The following is a 16,531-nucleotide window of genomic DNA, read 5'->3' on the forward strand; positions in this document are numbered from 1 at the left end:
GAACTTTTGGCCCAAATCGTTCTTATACATCCAAGCGAACGGCGCCCTGTTTCTTTCGCGAGAGACAGGGCGCCGTTCTTTGTTGCCTGTCCGAAATGCGAACGATGAAACAGTCCATCTTCAACCGCAACATCGTCTCCGGCTCATAAGGTAAAAGACATGTCTGGCCTAGGGGCATCGGCACAGGCCGATGCCCCTTTTTGCACCCTTAAATTCGTCGGACGCATTTAAGAGCTCGGATAAAATGTACGTCCACGCGTCCAGGGTCTCCACATCTGTCCGAGCAGTCTTTTCGCACCCAATCTCATTGTCTCTGGCCAATCGGGCTCTTCATTCCCCATCCCCATTCTGCTTGATTGTTCACCCTTTCCGCATCCATCCTTATTGCATTTATCTGATCAGGCTCTTCCGAGTACATTCCTATCGCACTTGCGTGGTCGGGTTTTCCGCACGCGCTTTCTGCGCGCACTGTTGCATGCGAACTTTCGCAACGCACGCCCAATCGGACTATCGCAGCGCTTGCCTAACAAGCTTTTCCGCGTCCATTCCCACAGCACCTCCCATAAATCCCTCCACGGCAAGCCCGAACGGGCCGACGCGGCCCAAATCATGTCCCGATTCTGCAAAAAATGGCAGAAATTTGCGGTTGTGAACGGTCTTAGCACTCAGAAAAGGCCCCAAAGATGCTTCGTTTTTGCAAAACCCCAGGTCACGATTTACCGGAGGCAGGAACAATGCGTTCCCAATCGTGCACAACCGCAAATTTGTGCCAAAAAGTTGACAATTCGGACCAAATATCAAGCAAGAGCAAATTGTTCAAGAAGGCACCAACAGTAGACTCGAAGCAAGCCCGGAGCAAGCACGAAGAGAAGATGAAAGAAACCGAGAAAAGAGGGAAGGGAAAGAGTAAAAATTAACGGTAATTTCGCGCATGCCGAGCAATGCTACACGCGGCCCATGCAATACAGCATTCGCGTTGCAGCAAAAACCAAATTTGCAACCAGCAGAAAGAAGCGATCGGGAGTGGTGGAATAAGCGAAGTGCCAGAATAAAGAACAGAAGCTGCAAACTAGGAAATTGAATCAAACCGAATCGGCGGCACTCGGTTACGAACGCAATGGACTGAATGTAATGGATGCCCATTATCGGGCCAGAAAGCACAACAGGGCGCCCTGCTGGGATATCTAGCCAAGGGGCGCAGCAGAACACCCAGCTGGGGCACATGCCTAGAACACCGGATGGAACGCGCAGGCAAAATCGGCGCGACGAAAAGCGTCAGCGCGGCAAACCTGCACTGCCGCAGCGCGCAACATGCGTCTGCAGCTGCTCCAAATCGTCGCGCGTATCCACGTCGAACAGCTCCCATTCGCTTGAAACCTCAATGGTTCGAACGCATTCCGCATGCGTTTTCGCCACGAATCCGCCGCCCTTACCACGGGGAAGAGAACGAAGCTCGTCGAACGCCCATGAAGGAAAAAGCACGGGCGCGCCCGGCACGCCATCGAAGCTGGTGCGCCAAATGCGCGCAACGCCACTCTCCGCAGCATTGCACTCCACGGCGTCATGTTTCGCGGCAGCGGCGACATCGGATTCCGCAGCATCACACCCAGCAGCAGCATCAACGTCGCACTTCACAGCATCGAGCTCCATGGCGTAGTCCTCCGCAACGCCGCCTTCCGCAGTATCGGCCAGCGCTGCACTGACAGCATCGCATCCCGCAACATCCGCAACGCCGCGCCCCGCAGCATCGCGTCTCGCGGCACCAGCAGCATCGCGCTCGGCGGCGCGAAGAAGCGCGGCAATGCTCGCTGGACGAATAAGCGGCTGGTCGCCCTGGACGAACGTGACCGTATCGCACCCGTCCATGGCCTCCATGCCCAGGCGCACCGTGTCATTCCGACAAGGTTTGTCGTGCAAAATCACCTGCGCGCCCAGCGTCTCGCACAACGCAGCCACGTCAGCATGGCGCGTGACCACCACGCGCCGGCTGAACAAATCATCGGTTGCTCGCACAACATGGCCGATCAGCGGCGCGCCGCAAAGCTCGGCCATGAGTTTATTGCCCCCGAAACGCACTCCCACGCCCGATGCCATAACGATGCATCCGTGCTTCAATGTGCGGTTGTCGGCAGCGTGTGGCATAGCAGCATTCGCCTTTGCAAATTCGATGGTTGGACGGGCTGAATTTGAGAATTAATCGCAGGCCACAGTATAATATGAGCGACTATGCCAACCTCAAGTAATGGGGCGAGAAACATTATTACCTTCCAAAAATACGAGCGCCCGCAAACCCTCGACGAAGCCTGGGAGCTCAACCAGAAAAAGCGCAACCGCATCGTGGCCGGCACCATGTGGATGAAAATGGGCACCCACTCCTTCGGCACCGCCATCGATTTGTGCGATCTGGGTCTCAACCAAATCGAAGAAACCGACGAGGAATTTCGCATTGGCGCCATGGTCACCCTGCGCCAAATGGAGAAGCATCCAGGCCTCGCCGCCTATTCCTGCGGCGCGGTGGAAGCCGCCTTCAAAGACATCGTGGGCGTGCAGTTCCGCAACGGCGCAACGCTCGGCGGAAGCCTGTGGCGCCGCATGGGCTTTTCCGACATTCTCACGGTTTTCCTTGCTATGGATAGTTACGTCGAACTCTACAAGGGCGGCATCGTGCCCCTGGAAGAATTCGCGCGCATGCCTTACGACAAAGACGTTTTGGTGCGCCTCGTCGTGAAGAAGCAGCCGGGCGCGTTCTCATACCAAGCCGTGCGCAAGCAGCGCACTGACATCCCTTCACTGAACTGCGCTGCGGCCCAGGTGGCGGGTGAGTGGCGCGTCGTCGTGGGTTCGCGTCCCGCGCGTGCCGTGGTGCTTCGCGATGAGCAGGGGCTCCTCGCCGGCGGCATTACCGAGGAAAGCGCTGCCGCGTTCGCCGACTACGCCGCCGGCGCCGTGACCGTCTCGGGCAACATGTGGGGCAGCGTCGAATACCGACGCGCACTCGTGCCCGTGCTCACGCGTCGCGCGCTTCTGGCCCTGAAAGAGGTGCAGTAATGGAAATCAAAATCAAGCTGAACGGAACCATGGTTTCCGACGACGTTCCCGCCGACACGCTCCTCATCGATTTCGTGCGCGCGCATGGCTGCTTGAGCGTGAAGCGCGGCTGCGAAACCTCGAGCTGCGGTTTGTGTACCGTGCTCATGGACGACGAACCCGTGCTTTCGTGCTCAACGCTCGCGGCGCGCGCCAACGGCCGCAGCGTGCACACGCTCGAAGGCCTGCAAGAAGAAGCGTCGGAATTCGTCGGCTTCATTGCCGACCAAGGCGCCGAGCAATGCGGCTTTTGCAATCCCGGCTTCGTCATGAATACCATCGCGCTGCTTCGCGAAAACCCCGACCCGTCTGACGGGGAAATTCTCGCGTACCTGAGCGGCAACCTGTGCCGCTGCTCGGGCTATGAAGGCCAGCTGCGCGGCATCCGCGCCTTCCTGAACAGCAGGCATGAGGAAGGGGCCAACCATGAATAGACCCGAGTACCAATCGGTGGGCAAGTCGGTCCGCAAGAAAGACGCGATGCAGCAACTGCTGGGCAAGCCCCTGTATACCGAAGATATCGTGCGCGACGCGCTCGTGGTGAAGCTGCTGCGAAGCCCGCACGCCAATGCCATCGTCGAGACTATCGACACCTCGAAGGCGAAAAAGGTCGCCGGCGTGGTTGACGTATTCACATGGGAAGACGTGCCGAACGAGCGCTTTTCGAACGCGGGCCAAACCTACCCCGAAACGAGCCCCTACGACCGCCTCATCATCGATCGCCACGTTCGCTTCGTAGGCGACGTGGTGGCAATCGTCGCTGCCGAAAATGAAGCAGCCGCCAATAAGGCGCTCGAGCGCATCAAGGTTACCTACGACGTACTCGAACCCGTTTTGGATTTCCGCACCGCCAAAGACAACCCGGTGCTCGTGCATCCCGAAGACAACTGGCGCATGCTGTGCGATTTGGGCGGCGACAACACGCGCAACCTCGTGGGCACCACGGCCGACGAAGGCGGCGACATCGAGGCCGTGCTGGCCGATTGCGATGTGGTTTTGGAACGCACCTACCACACCAAGGCCTACAACCAGGCAATGATGGAGACCTTCCGCACCTACACCGAGCTCGACCGCTACGGGCGCTTGCACGTGATTTCATCCACGCAGGTCGTCTTTCATGTGCGCCGCATCTTATCGAACGCGCTCGGCATTCCGAAAGGCCGCATTCGCGTCGAAAAGCCCCGCATTGGCGGAGGCTTCGGCGCAAAGCAGACCGCAGTGTGCGAGGTGTACCCCGCATTCGTCACGATGAAGACGGGCCGTGCCGCCATGTGCGTATACACGCGCGAAGAATCGCAGACCTGCGGCTCTCCGCGCCACGAGATGGAAATCACCGTGCGCTTGGGCGCGAACAACGACGGCCGCATTCGCGCGCTCGGCGTGACCACGCTGTCGAATTCGGGCGCCTATGGCGAGCACGGTTGGGCGACGGTCGGCCTTACTGGCCATAAGTCCATTCCGCTGTATACTGGGTCGCTCGAAGCATTCAAATTTACCGCAAACGTGGTGTACACGAACATGCAGCCTTCGGGTGCCTACCGAGGCTTCGGCGCCACGCAGGGCCAATTCGCCGTTGAAACCACCGTGAACGAGCTGGCCGAAAAGCTCGGCCGCGACCCCGTTGAGCTGCGCGAACAGAACATGGTGCGCGAAGGCATGGAGATGCCCGCATACTTCGGCGAAATCGCCAATGCGTGCGCGCTCGACCGCTGCTTGAAGCATTGCGCCGACATGTTCGACTGGAAAGCGAAATACCCCGTGCGCGACATGGGCAACGGCAAGGTTCGCGCGGCAGGCGTGGGCATGTCGATGCAAGGCTCAGGCATTTCCGGCATTGACGTGGGCTCGGTCACCATCAAGCTCAACGACGACGGCACGTACATGCTGATCATCGGCGCGGCGGACATGGGCACAGGCTGCGACACCATTTTGGCGCAGATGGTCGCCGAGCATATGGATTGCTCGGTCGACGACGTTTCCGTGTTTGGCGCCGACACCGATGCGTCGCCCTACGATTCGGGCTCATACGCCTCTTCCACCACGTATGTCACCGGCATGGCCGTGCAAAAGGCGTGTACACAGCTGAAAGAACGCTTATGTGCCATCGCCGCCGAAGCGCTGGAGTGCGACGCGAACGAGCTGAGCTTCGAAGACGGGCGCGTGGTGCGCGAAGCGACGGGCGAGGAAATGTCACTCGTCGATGTGGCCACGAAAAGCCAGGTAAGCAATTGCCTGGCACCCGAAGCCACCGCCATGCATTCTTCCCCTGTCTCACCGCCGCCGTTCATGGTAGGCATGGCCGAGATTGAACTTGACCGCGAAACCGGCGTAGTTGAAGTGCTCAATTACGCGAGCGTCGTCGACTGCGGTATTCCCATCAATCCGGCACTTGCGCGCATTCAGGCCGAAGGCGGCATCGTGCAGGGCATCGGCCACACGCTCATGGAAGACGTGACGCGCACGCCCAAGGGTCGCATTCGCGAATCAAACCTGTTCACGTACCGTTTGCCCACTCGTCTTGACACGGGCCACATTCACGTCGAGTTTGAGAATTCCTACGAACCCACGGGTCCGTTCGGCGCGAAGTCGATCGGCGAAATCGTCATTAATACACCGGCCCCCGCGATTACGCAGGCAATTTACCGCGCGACAGGCGTGTGGCATCGCGAGCTGCCCATTCTGCCCGAGCATATCGTGCTCGCGAAACCCGAGGAGTAGGCATTCTAAGCGAGTTTTTGCACATACCGCGGAAAACCACGGCCATCATCGGAAGCGGCGGGAAATCGACGCTTTTGCGCGCCCTGGCTGAAGAACTGGCAACCGGACGGGCCGCGAGCGCGGAGTTCGTAGCCGCTGAAACCGCAACCGGCAAACCCCAGGTCGGAACATCGCCGAACGAAGACTGCCCGACCGAGGAGGCCGCAGGCGATAAGCCGTCGGTTGATGGCGGCGAGCCGTCAACCAGGCGCCCCGCCGCAAAAGAGAACGCCATCGTCAAAGCGCCCCGCCGCGCACACGTAATCGTGGCCACGAGCACCAAAATGTTCGTACCCGATTGGTGTCCGGTTCTGCTCGACCCCACAATAGACGAAGTGAGATTAGCGCTATCGACGCACCCTATCGTCTGCGTGGGACGCATCCATGGGCCAACGGGCAAGATCGACGCGCCGAGCATGGCGTTTTCGGAACTGGAAGCCGCGGCCGACTACCTGCTCGTTGAAGCCGACGGAGCAAAAATGCTGCCCCTGAAAGCGCATGCGGAGCACGAGCCCGTGATTCCCGAATGCGCGAAGCGAACGGTCTGGGTCGTGGGGATCGATGGCGTGGGCAGCCCTATTTCGCAGGCCTGCCATCGAGCGGAACGCTTTGCGCAGCTGGCAGATGCCTCGAGCACCGATGCCGTAACGACCGAAATGGTAGCGCACGTGCTTGAAGCAGAAGGCCTGCACGATATGGTTTTGATCAACAAGGTTGAATCCGACAACGACTGGCGAGTCGCCGAGCGCATAGCGGCGCTCTGCACAACCCCCGTGGTTGCGGGAAGCCTTTGGAGGAAAGAATTTCGATGCTTGCGATAATTCGCGGAGCTGGCGATATTGCCAGCGCGATTGCATTGCGCCTGCACAAATGCGGCGCCTCCGTCATTATGACGGAGGTCGAACATCCCTTGACGGTCCGTCGCACAGTCGCCTTCAGCGAAGCTATTCATTCAGGGAAAACCCAGGTGGAAGGCGTCGTTGGCATGCGTGCTGAAAGCGTCGATGATGCGCTGCGACGAACGCTCGAAGGGGTCGTTCCCGTGCTCGTCGACCCGAAATGCTCATGCATTTGGCTTGAACCTGACGTGCTGGTCGACGCCATTTTGGCCAAGCGCAACGTGGGAACCACCATCGGCATGGCACCTATCGTAATTGGCATTGGCCCTGGATTCACGGCGGGCGACGACTGCCACGCCGTGGTCGAAACCATGCGCGGCCACACGCTCGGTCGCGTGTATTACGAGGGTTCGGCACTTCCAAACACCGCAGTGCCGGGGCTTGTAGGCGGCTTCGCAGGCGAGCGCGTGCTGCGCGCGCCAAGCGATGGAACTTTCCGCGAAGTCGCTTCAATTCGCGACCACGTCGAGGCGGGACAGGCCGTCGCATACGTGGACGACGCCCCTGTTATTGCCACCCTCACCGGCACGCTACGAGGCCTGCTTGCTGGCGGAACGCATGTTACCAAGGGCTTGAAGTGCGGCGATATCGATCCGCGCGACGAAGTGAGCCACTGCGAAACGGTATCGGACAAAGGCCTGGCAGTCGCAGGCGGCGTGCTGGAAGCCATTCTTCATTTGAGCGACACGCTCACGAAAGCATAGGCGGAATAAAACATGCGAACGATTGCAGAACATATCGCGCGTGCCTCGCGCGAGGCACGCGATTTGGTGCTGGTTACCATAATGGAAAGTAAAGGCTCCACGCCACGCCACGCGGGCTCGCAAATGCTCGTCGACGAAAAAGGGCTTGTGTGCGGCACCATTGGCGGCGGCGCCGTCGAGGCCCACGCCATCAAGAAAGCGCATGGCATGCTGGGCGGCAATCTGAGCCTCGTCGAAAACATGGAGCTGAAGTTCGCCTCCAAAAAAGGCCTCGATATGGCCTGCGGCGGGGATGCGACCCTTCTGTACACACCCGTGAATGCCAGCGATACGCATTGGCGCGATGCCGCACGCGAAATGCTTCGCTGCATTGACCAGCGCATTCCTTCCTATCTCGTCGTGAAATGTTCCGAAGGCGGACAATCGAACGAAAGCACTGTCGCCCTGCTCGATGCCAACGGTGCGCCTTTGGCAGGAGAGCACGGCATGCAGGCGAGCCTCATCGCAGGCCTTGAGCACAGAGCCGTCATTGACGGCCGTTTCGTGATGCCCGTCTCGCTGCCCACGCGAGCCATCGTTTTCGGCGGCGGGCACGTGGGCCGCGCGACCGTATCGGCCCTCTCGCGCGTCGGGTTCTGCTGCACACTGTTCGATTGCCGCCCCGAATTCGCCCAGCACTCGCGCGTGCCCGAAGCGCATGATGTCATCTTGGGCGATTACGACAACATCGCAGCGTCGCTGACCTTGGACAAGCACGATTTCGTCATCATCATGACACACACCCATCGCAGCGATTACGCCCTTCTTGAACAGGTGCTTCGCCGGCCTTTGGCATACGTCGGACTCATGGGGTCACGGCGAAAAATCGCAACCGGGCGAGAACTCATGCTGAATGCGGGAATACCGCAAGAGGCGATTGACGCCGTACATATGCCCATCGGCCTTGACATCGCCGCAGAAACGCCCGAGGAAATCGCCGTGAGCGTCGCGGCGGAGTGCATCATGCGCCGCGCGGAAATGCGGAGGGGGACAGGCGAATCGCAATGATATGGTTTACTTCCGACACCCATTTCGGACACGCCAACGTGCTGAAATTCAGCGAGCGGCCATGGGATGATATCGATGATATGAACTATGCGCTCATCGAGAATATCAATGCATGCGTCGAACCGAGCGACGAGCTTTACATCCTGGGTGACTTTTCATTCAAGCTCACCGTGCAGCAAGCTTATGAGCTGCGGAAACTCATTCGCTGCAAGAAAATCCACCTCGTGCACGGCAATCACGACAAAGATTGGCGCCAGCCCGAAGTCGCCGACGCGTTTATCGTAGAACCGCCAATCAAGGTATTGAAAGTCGACGGCGTGAAAATCGTGATGAGCCATTACCCCATGGCCGATTGGCAATCGATGGGACACGGCAGCTGGCACATTCACGGGCATATTCACAGCCAAGGGTCCGCCTATAACGATGCAAACCTTGCACAGGGGCTTTTGCGTTTTGATGCGGGCGTCGATGCGAACGAATATCGCCCCGTAAGCCTGGCGCAGCTGCACGCACGATTCGATGGCGTGACATATCCAACACGCGTGAAATGGCCCTTCTGGGTCAACGAAACAGGAGACGCTCGACTCGATGCGTTTCTTGTAGACGAAAAGCGCAAAGTGGAGGCGCTGGAAGAGCGCTGAATTTACGGCGTGGCGCTCGGCTCAATCTTTGGCATATTCCATATTTTGAAGGTTCATTCCTTTATGCCGATCCATCGACCGTGAGCTCCACATGTCGACCACGTGAAGACCTCTTCACGAAAGGCCGACAAGTAGGCAATCGCGCCGCTTCCTTGCCACGCGCGTTTATACTGGTGCGAAAAGCAAGCAGCGGCGCACGGCGCCTCGTCCCACCAACCGACAGGACCCCATGAACAAGCACAGCATTCGATACGTTCTTATTCTTGTAGCGGCCATCGCAGCGGCAGCACTCATCGTCGTTCGCTTCGACGGCGTGTGCGAAATCCTCTCAAGCGTATGCCAAGCATTGCAACCGCTGGCGGTGGGCGCCGTTATGGCATACCTGCTCAACTTCATCGCCGCGAGCCTGGAATCGCGATGGTTCCCCCGCTCGACCAACGTCTTTGTCACTAAGAGCCGCCGCCCGATTTGCGTCATTTTGGCAATTGCCGCTGTCACACTCGCGCTCGTTGCGCTCACCACATTCGTGGGCAGCGAGTTCAAATCGGTCGGCTCGGCTATCATCAATGGCGTTTCCGAAGGCGCGACCATGGCTTCGCAAGCAATCGCGAACCTTCCCGGCGCCGAAAAGAGCATGATCCTCAACGATGCCACATGGAGCTCCCTGGGCGAGAAAGCCCTGGCAGCCATAGGCGGAACCGACCAAGCGCTGCGCATCGTGGCCCAAACGAGCGGCGAGGTCGCACACGTGACGCTGTCCATTCTGCTGGGCATGATTTTCGCGCTGTACCTGCTGCTCGACAAAGACCGCGTGCATGCCGGCGCCATGCGCCTTGCGACTCTCATTCCCAGCGACGAAGTGCGCGAGCGCGTGCTCCACGCATGCGCCATTACCAACGATTGCTTCTCACGCTTTATTCGCGGCCAATGCATCGAGGCAGTCATCTTGGGTACGCTGTGCGCTATCGGCGGCACCATCCTGCATTTTCCCTACGCAGCCTCAATTGGCCTTATTGTGGGTGTGACCTCACTCATTCCGTTCGCCGGCGCATGGATCGGCGGCATCATGGGCGCTGCGATGATTCTGTCGCAAGACCCCTTGCAAGCGGTACAGTTCATCATCTTCCTGATTATTCTGCAGCAAATCGAGGGCCACTTGATTTACCCGAACGTCGTGGGGCAGTCGGTGGGCCTGCCGAGCATCTGGGTATTTGTCGCGGTTATCGCCGGCGGCTCGCTGTTCGGCCTTCTAGGCGTGCTTTTGGGCGTGCCCGTGATTTCCACCGTGCGCACGCTGCTCATGGAACACTTCGCCAAAATGGATGAGGAAAATGAATCTGCTAAATGCTCGTAGCGTTTAGCAGGTCGTTAAACCCCCGAATAGTCGCAAGCCAATCGCAGAAACCTGCTAAACGCTACGAGCATTTAGCAGGTTTGACGACCCAATCGGGCCCAAGGTATTACCGCATCTGAGTTTCCGTTTGAAGGGTGGGTGCATCGGGATGCTCGGGCCACGGCGGGGGAGCCATCACCGTCATATCAAGACGAAGCGTTTGTGCAATGAGCGTCGCAAGCTCTTCGTCGGTGATGTCGGGCTTCGCCTTCATCATACCCACGATACCGAAAAGCACCAGGCCGAACGTCTCGGGAATCAGCTGAATGTCAATGGTTCGATACGCCATATATTCCGACACGATGTAGTTCTGAATGCAGGCGACGCTTTCACGAACGGCCCGCGTAGCGAATCGGTCGCGCACCCCCAGCTCTTCAAGCACAGCGAACATGGGGCGCGGCTGCCCCGAACTCGTATACAAAGTGCGCCTGAACGCGGCAACGCAGTTCTTTAGCTCTGAAGGCGTGTCGCCGAACGCACGCAGCTCGTTCCATGTCGACACACTTTCGACGATATCTTCAAGGAAATCGTCGAGCACAGCATCGATCACGGCCTGTTTATCGGGGAAGTAGTAATACACAAGGCTGCGTGCCACACCAGCCTTGCGCGCAATGGCCGCCATGCTCGTGGCGGCCACGCCTTCAGTCTCGAACAGCTCGCGCGCCGCCTGCATGATATCCCCGGCCACGCCATTCAACCGCACGCTCTGCCTCAGCTGGCGAGTCACATGATGCGGCAGGTCGGAAGCGAATTCGGAAATGGAAGCACTCTTTCGTGCCGGCACGACGGCTCCTTCGTCTAGCATGGGGCCGTCGTGCCAAACGCGATGCACGAAAACGAAATGCGCCGGTTAGCGATTCTCTTCAACGACCTCTCGATAATTCTTGGTGTCATTATAGAGCTCATCTTTCAGCGGGTTGAGCTTACGCGCGCGAATTCGATGGAGCTGGTAGGCGGCAAGCGCCACGTTGGAAATCAACGCAATCAGACTTACGACAAAGAACGCAGTGGGGTTATGCGTCGTGGGAATTTCCGCAAACGTATAGAACTGCGGGAGCGCCATGGCGAACATCGCATAGAGCGCCAGGGTTTGCGCGCGATGCTGCAACCATGCACCACGCTTCGTGAAGAACGTGGGGACGGTGCAGGCAATGAGCAGAGCCAGGCCCGTGTACGTGGAATGGTCGGACATGCAGTTATACGTGTACGCGAAATTCCACAGATCGTAGGCGATAATTCACATCCAGAGCATATCGGGCCAAATCATGTCGCGCGATTTGTCTTTCGAGATAAAGATGCCGAACCAGCCGCAAATGGTGATGATGTTCAAGATGCCAGCAATCGCGTTCATGATGTTCCACGGGCCGGAAATCATCCACACGTGGTCGACGACGGCGCCGTCCCACAGGCCGTAGGTATACATCTGGATGTCGCGCACCACGGCTTCGCAAATATTGATCGCCAAAATAAGCGGCGGAAAGCACAGCGCCCATCGCTTCTCATACAAATGATGCTCGCGGCCATCGGCACCGCGCCATTTCACGAATCGCAACGCCATAAATCCAACGCAGCCCGCCAGCGCAGAATACGTTTTCGCCCAATTGAACCAGTTGCCCGTGCCATACTCGTTGCCGGGCGCAGCAGTGTGGGGCCATACGAAAATCGTGAACACGACGGGGGCGACCACGAACAGCGCAACGCCACCCCATACGCTCGTGCGTCCAAATTCGTTGAATGCCATAAGGGCGAACACGACGAACAGCCAAATCGCCCACACCATAGGATCGGATGCTTGATACAGAATACCCATGGTCTTCCTCCTTGAATCGAGCGCGCGCCGCCGCAGCCTTTTGGGACGCACGGCGGCGCGTCGGCCATCTGCGCTAGGAACGCTCCACCATCGTTTTCACGCGGCCCTTTTCATCCCACGCGGCGGCGTAGCCGAACTCCTCCAGGTTTGCCAAAGCGGCCTCGCGCTGGTCTTCGGGAAGGTCGATGCTTTCGAGGTACACCTTGCGGAAGCCCGGGTTGTCGATATAAAGCTCCTGCTTGAAGGGGTTGCGCTTCTTGCCGAAAATCGTGTAAGCCTGGTAGACGAACACGCACACGTTGAAAATGAGCGCAATAGCCGAAATCGTCATATGAGCCGCGGGATCGTTCGTGGAATGTACCACGCACGCCGGGTGCAAGAAGAACCACGGCACCGTCATGGTCACAATCATGTTCACGGCAAGCGTACGAACGCGGTGCTGAGCATAGGCGCCGCGCTTAATGAAGAACGCAGGAATCGTGCACGCCGCCAGAAGCACCAGGCCGCAGTACATAGAGCGGTCGGAAACGCTGTTGTAGGTGTAAGCGAAGTTCCACAGGTCATAGCCAATGATCCAGAACCACAGCTGATCAGGCCAGACGTAGTCTTTCTTCTTGCCGCGGCCAACGATGATGCCAAAGAAACCGCAGATGCACAGCGCATTCAGAATGCCGGCGACGCCGTTCATCACATTCCACGGGCCGCCAACCACCATGTAACCATCCACGATGCCGTTGACGCCCGTGAGCTGGAAGTCACGAATGCACGCCTCAAGAATATTGATAGCGAAAATAATCGGTGGAATGCACACGATATATTTCTTCTGGAAGGCGGGGAAGTACACGATGAGCCATCCGAGAATCGCACCCGCGAGGCACGAATACGTTTTCACCCATTGAAACCACGTGCCCGCGCCCGTGCCTTCGACAGCGGTGTGGGGCCAAACGAAAATGGTCAAGGCGAGCGGCAAAGCGATGAAGATTGCGGCGCCGACCCATTTGTTGAGGCGAGAAAGCTCGTTCATGCCAATCAGAAATACCAAATAGAGCAGAACGCTCACAATCGCCGTCGCCGAGAGTGGCTCGTAAAAGAACATGACGGTTCCCCTTTCCCTCTTGCGTACTTGCGAACCTGTTCGAATGGCCCATTTCCCCGATGGCCCCAATTGCTGCAGTTCGCTTTCTTGGCCGCAGTGTAACAAGGGGATTTTTCGTTGGTTTGACGCTTTAGGGTTGATTCGTCAAATCAAGGGTAGAGAGATTCGTTCGAGCGGCTTTGTTTTCCTGCTTCATGCGCAGCGCGCACGCCTTTCGCACGTTGCGCGCATGGCGCTCACCGACATAGGTCTATAGTATGGGCCACCGGCGTGCGCCATGGCTCAAACCGTTCGCCGTAGAGGCATATGCCAAGCTGTTTCCCCAGCCGTCACTCCCGAACGACCCGGCGTAGCGACAATCGAAACCTGTTAAATGCTCGTAGCGTTTAACAGGCACAACCCAACGGCGCTGCCCAAGCAGCGAGGCCGCTGGCAGGGAAGAACGAATTTCCCGCGCGCTTCAGATTAGGAAAGAGCCCTTCTTTGTTGTAGTAACGAAGCGTGGAAACCGGAATGGCGAACATTTCAGACACTTGTCCGGTCGTAAATATGTCGATTCCCTTCAAAAAGTCCTTGACCTAAAGCCAGGTTTAGGTTTTACGGTTGGTTCACTCTACAAACAAGCCCATAGGATGAGAGGGACAACCATATGCTTGGAACCTTCACGTACCACAATCCAACCAAGATTTACTTCGGCCCCAATGCGCTTGAGGGGCTCGCGAACGAGCTCACAAAATACGGCCCGAACGTCGTGCTTGTCTACGGTGGCGGTTCCATCAAGAAAAACGGCGTATATGACCAGGTAGCCGCCGTTTTGAACGCCACTGGTAAAAACGTGACCGAGATTGCCGGCGTTATGCCGAACCCTACCGTCGAGAAGCTTCGCGAGGGCGTTGCCGTGGCGAAGGCGGCCAGCGCCGATCTGATTTTGGCAGTAGGCGGCGGCTCGGTGTGCGACTATTCCAAAGCGGTGTCGGTTTCAGCGAACTGCGACGAGGACCCCTGGGAGAAATACTTCGTTCGCTTCGAGGAGCCGAGCTGCCCCGTTGTTCCCGTGGGATGCGTGCTCACCATGGCCGGCACGGGTTCGGAAATGAACGCGGGCGCCGTGATCACCGACCATGCCGCCAAGCTTAAGGTGGGCCACGTTTTCGCGAACAGCGACGTGATGCCTAAGTTTTCAATCCTCAACCCCGAATTCACTTTGAGCCTGCCGCATAGGCAGGTCGTGGCCGGTATCTACGACGCATTCAACCATATTTGCGAGCAGTATTTCAGCGGCAGCGACGACAACGTGAGCGACAGCATCGCCGAGGGCCTTATGCGCAGTGTAGTCGAGAACGGCCGCATCGCCGCGAACGACGACCAGAATTACGAAGCGCGCAGCAACATCATGTGGGCGGCGACCTGGGCGCTAAACACGCTCATCGCCAAAGGAAAACCCACCGATTGGATGGTCCACATGCTCGGACAGGGCGTGGGGCCGTGACCGACGCGACCCACGGCATGACGCTTTCCGCCGTGAGCCTTCCGTACTATCACTTCATCATGGATGCCGGGTTGCCGAAATTCGCACGTTTCGCGACGCACGTGTGGGGAATCAACCCTACGGGCAAAAGCGAACGCGAGCTCGCCGAAGCGGGCCTTTCGGCAATGGAAGCATGGATGCGTGAACTGGGTGTTGCGATGAATCTCGCGGAGCTGGGCGTGACTGAGGCCGACCTGGACGACATCGTTGCCGCCACATTCATTATGAACGGCGGTTACAAAACACTCACCAAGGAAGACGTGCGCAACGTTTTGAAACAGTGTTTATAGAAGGTGAGCATGTTTGTAGAAAGCGAGCAATGCCTGTAGAAGGGAAGTCCATCTGAAGCAGCAACGCCCCGGCGCGCGATTAGGTTTAAGCCGCGCGCCACGCAGCATCACCCGCGCAGCGTGGCGCGCAGGCGATCGGTGCGAAGCAGCAGGTCAAACGCATCAAGCACGTTTGTTATCACGACATCGGCGCACGTCAAAAGCTTTCCGCATGCGCCTTCTTTTCCCATAATCGCAATCGAAAGCGCGGCTTCACTAAACATAGTAATGTCGTTGAAGCCATTGCCGATACACACGCAACCTTCGGCGCCAAGCTCGCGCACAATCGAGGCCTTACAGGCGCTCGCATCGTCGCGGGCGAACACGCGCACGTCAACCGGAAGGCCATCGCATTCCGCACGCACCGTGCCAAATGTGTCGGCAGTAAGTACGCTGACCTGGGCGAACTCCGTGATTTCTCGAATGCGGCTCGCAACCCCTTCAATAAGATGTCCGTCGGCGGCAATGGTTCCGTTGTAGTCGCACACCACGTGGCGAATCCCGAACGTGCCACGTCCGGGGATGTCGATTTCCAACATAGGGCAGGGTTCCTTTCGATCACGGCCTCGAATGCCTATCGCTTTTCTAAACATGCCGAACTCAAAGCCGATCCGACTTGTGATGCCCGTTAAAAACGGCGCAGCATTCCAAGCATGTCCGATTTCCGCAGATTTTGGCAGAAAATTGCGGTTGTGAACGATATGGATTGCCTCCTTAAAAGAAGCGATTCGTAAAACACCAGCTCAGAAGTAAATCAATACAATAGGCTCTTGTTAAAGGCCCTTCAAACCTCTTTTAAATCGTTCACAACCGCAATTCTCTGCCAGAAAAGTCGAAATCGGGACACGATTTCGACGAAGACGCAAAGAAGAAGGCGATCGGGAAAGTACAGCGGGGAAGAGACGCGCTGTGTGCCCGCAGACAGCACGCAGCGCGCAGCACAAGACGCAGACGAAGCGCGACAAGCGACAAAATCCAAGTCACAAACAACAGGGGCCAGGTAACAAACCGCAAAGCAGCAAGCCACCAAGAAGCGTGCGTCACTCGAGGCGAAGGCACGAATACCGACCCACAGCAGCCCGCATCGGCCCGGTCCAATCCGAGCCAAAATCTAATGTGTTTCGTCAAGAGGATTTGAGCAAAAAGAGCATCGGAAATTGAGCAGCCTGAGCATCGGAAGTGCGCACGCTTTCTGAGCGGCTAGCCCTCCTGCATGAGGGCATGGCGGACGCGGTAGGAC

At 57.9% G+C, this 16,531-nt stretch carries 13 protein-coding genes and 2 pseudogenes; 9 read left to right on the plus strand and 6 right to left on the minus strand.

Annotated elements, in window-relative coordinates; genetic code table 11:
* Positions 1 to 1,275 precede the first annotated feature (1,275 nt).
* Positions 1,276 to 2,142 carry a nucleotidyltransferase family protein gene (locus tag DMP05_RS08695; protein WP_123220078.1) on the minus strand — a complete coding sequence of 289 codons (867 nt, stop codon included), beginning with the start codon at positions 2,140 to 2,142 and terminating at the stop codon, positions 1,276 to 1,278.
* Positions 2,143 to 2,226: 84 nt separating this feature from the next.
* On the opposite strand from DMP05_RS08695, the gene DMP05_RS08700 reads away from it, so the two are divergent.
* The 8 genes from DMP05_RS08700 to DMP05_RS08735 all read left to right on the plus strand — a co-directional run bounded on the left by DMP05_RS08700 (position 2,227) and on the right by DMP05_RS08735 (position 10,489).
* Positions 2,227 to 3,048, plus strand: a complete 822-nt coding sequence (locus tag DMP05_RS08700; protein WP_211326875.1) for an FAD binding domain-containing protein — start codon at positions 2,227 to 2,229, stop codon at positions 3,046 to 3,048.
* On the plus strand, positions 3,048 to 3,521 hold the full coding sequence (locus DMP05_RS08705) for a (2Fe-2S)-binding protein (RefSeq protein ID WP_123220079.1): 474 nt from the start codon (positions 3,048 to 3,050) through the stop codon (positions 3,519 to 3,521). Before DMP05_RS08700 ends, DMP05_RS08705 begins: the two co-directional genes overlap by 1 nt.
* Positions 3,514 to 5,805, plus strand: a complete 2,292-nt coding sequence (locus DMP05_RS08710) for a xanthine dehydrogenase family protein molybdopterin-binding subunit (RefSeq protein ID WP_123220080.1) — start codon at positions 3,514 to 3,516, stop codon at positions 5,803 to 5,805. Before DMP05_RS08705 ends, DMP05_RS08710 begins: the two co-directional genes overlap by 8 nt.
* Positions 5,806 to 5,822: 17 nt before the next feature.
* Positions 5,823 to 6,665: a selenium cofactor biosynthesis protein YqeC gene (gene yqeC, locus DMP05_RS08715; RefSeq protein ID WP_148039722.1), complete on the plus strand. Its 843-nt coding sequence runs from the start codon at positions 5,823 to 5,825 to the stop codon at positions 6,663 to 6,665.
* Positions 6,653 to 7,447 carry a selenium-dependent molybdenum cofactor biosynthesis protein YqeB gene (gene yqeB / locus DMP05_RS08720; protein ID WP_123220082.1) on the plus strand — a complete coding sequence of 265 codons (795 nt, stop codon included), beginning with the start codon at positions 6,653 to 6,655 and terminating at the stop codon, positions 7,445 to 7,447. The genes yqeC and yqeB overlap by 13 nt, the downstream gene beginning before the upstream one ends.
* Before the next feature lie 12 nt (positions 7,448 to 7,459).
* Complete coding sequence (locus DMP05_RS08725) at positions 7,460 to 8,494, plus strand: XdhC family protein (RefSeq protein WP_123220083.1); 1,035 nt, start codon at positions 7,460 to 7,462, stop codon at positions 8,492 to 8,494.
* Complete coding sequence (locus DMP05_RS08730) at positions 8,491 to 9,135, plus strand: metallophosphoesterase family protein (RefSeq protein ID WP_123220084.1); 645 nt, start codon at positions 8,491 to 8,493, stop codon at positions 9,133 to 9,135. Before DMP05_RS08725 ends, DMP05_RS08730 begins: the two co-directional genes overlap by 4 nt.
* A gap of 229 nt (positions 9,136 to 9,364) precedes the next feature.
* Entirely contained in the window at positions 9,365 to 10,489 is a 1,125-nt protein-coding gene (locus DMP05_RS08735) for an AI-2E family transporter (RefSeq protein WP_123220085.1), read from the plus strand.
* 106 nt (positions 10,490 to 10,595) lie between these two features.
* Here the strand turns inward: DMP05_RS08735 and DMP05_RS08740 are convergent, their stop codons facing one another.
* From DMP05_RS08740 to DMP05_RS10015, 4 genes and pseudogenes are all read right to left on the minus strand, one after another.
* Positions 10,596 to 11,333 carry a TetR/AcrR family transcriptional regulator gene (locus DMP05_RS08740; protein ID WP_123220091.1) on the minus strand — a complete coding sequence of 246 codons (738 nt, stop codon included), beginning with the start codon at positions 11,331 to 11,333 and terminating at the stop codon, positions 10,596 to 10,598.
* Positions 11,334 to 11,378: 45 nt separating this feature from the next.
* Positions 11,379 to 12,338, minus strand: a pseudogene (locus DMP05_RS08745) (DUF5692 family protein).
* Between the two features lie 73 nt (positions 12,339 to 12,411).
* On the minus strand, positions 12,412 to 13,434 hold the full coding sequence (locus DMP05_RS08750) for a DUF5692 family protein (RefSeq protein ID WP_123220086.1): 1,023 nt from the start codon (positions 13,432 to 13,434) through the stop codon (positions 12,412 to 12,414).
* A gap of 386 nt (positions 13,435 to 13,820) precedes the next feature.
* On the minus strand, positions 13,821 to 14,000 hold the full coding sequence (locus DMP05_RS10015) for a MerR family DNA-binding transcriptional regulator (RefSeq protein WP_260162788.1): 180 nt from the start codon (positions 13,998 to 14,000) through the stop codon (positions 13,821 to 13,823).
* A gap of 83 nt (positions 14,001 to 14,083) precedes the next feature.
* On the opposite strand from DMP05_RS10015, the pseudogene DMP05_RS08760 reads away from it, so the two are divergent.
* Positions 14,084 to 15,252: pseudogene (locus DMP05_RS08760) on the plus strand (iron-containing alcohol dehydrogenase).
* Between the two features lie 107 nt (positions 15,253 to 15,359).
* On the opposite strand, the gene DMP05_RS08765 reads toward DMP05_RS08760, so the two are convergent.
* Positions 15,360 to 15,830 (minus strand): HAD family hydrolase, encoded by a 471-nt coding sequence (locus tag DMP05_RS08765; protein WP_123220087.1) that lies wholly within the window; start codon positions 15,828 to 15,830, stop codon positions 15,360 to 15,362.
* Positions 15,831 to 16,531 lie beyond the last annotated feature (701 nt).

The sequence above is a fragment of the Slackia isoflavoniconvertens genome (assembly GCF_003725955.1).
GTDB classification, from domain to species: Bacteria; Actinomycetota; Coriobacteriia; order Coriobacteriales; family Eggerthellaceae; genus Slackia; species Slackia isoflavoniconvertens.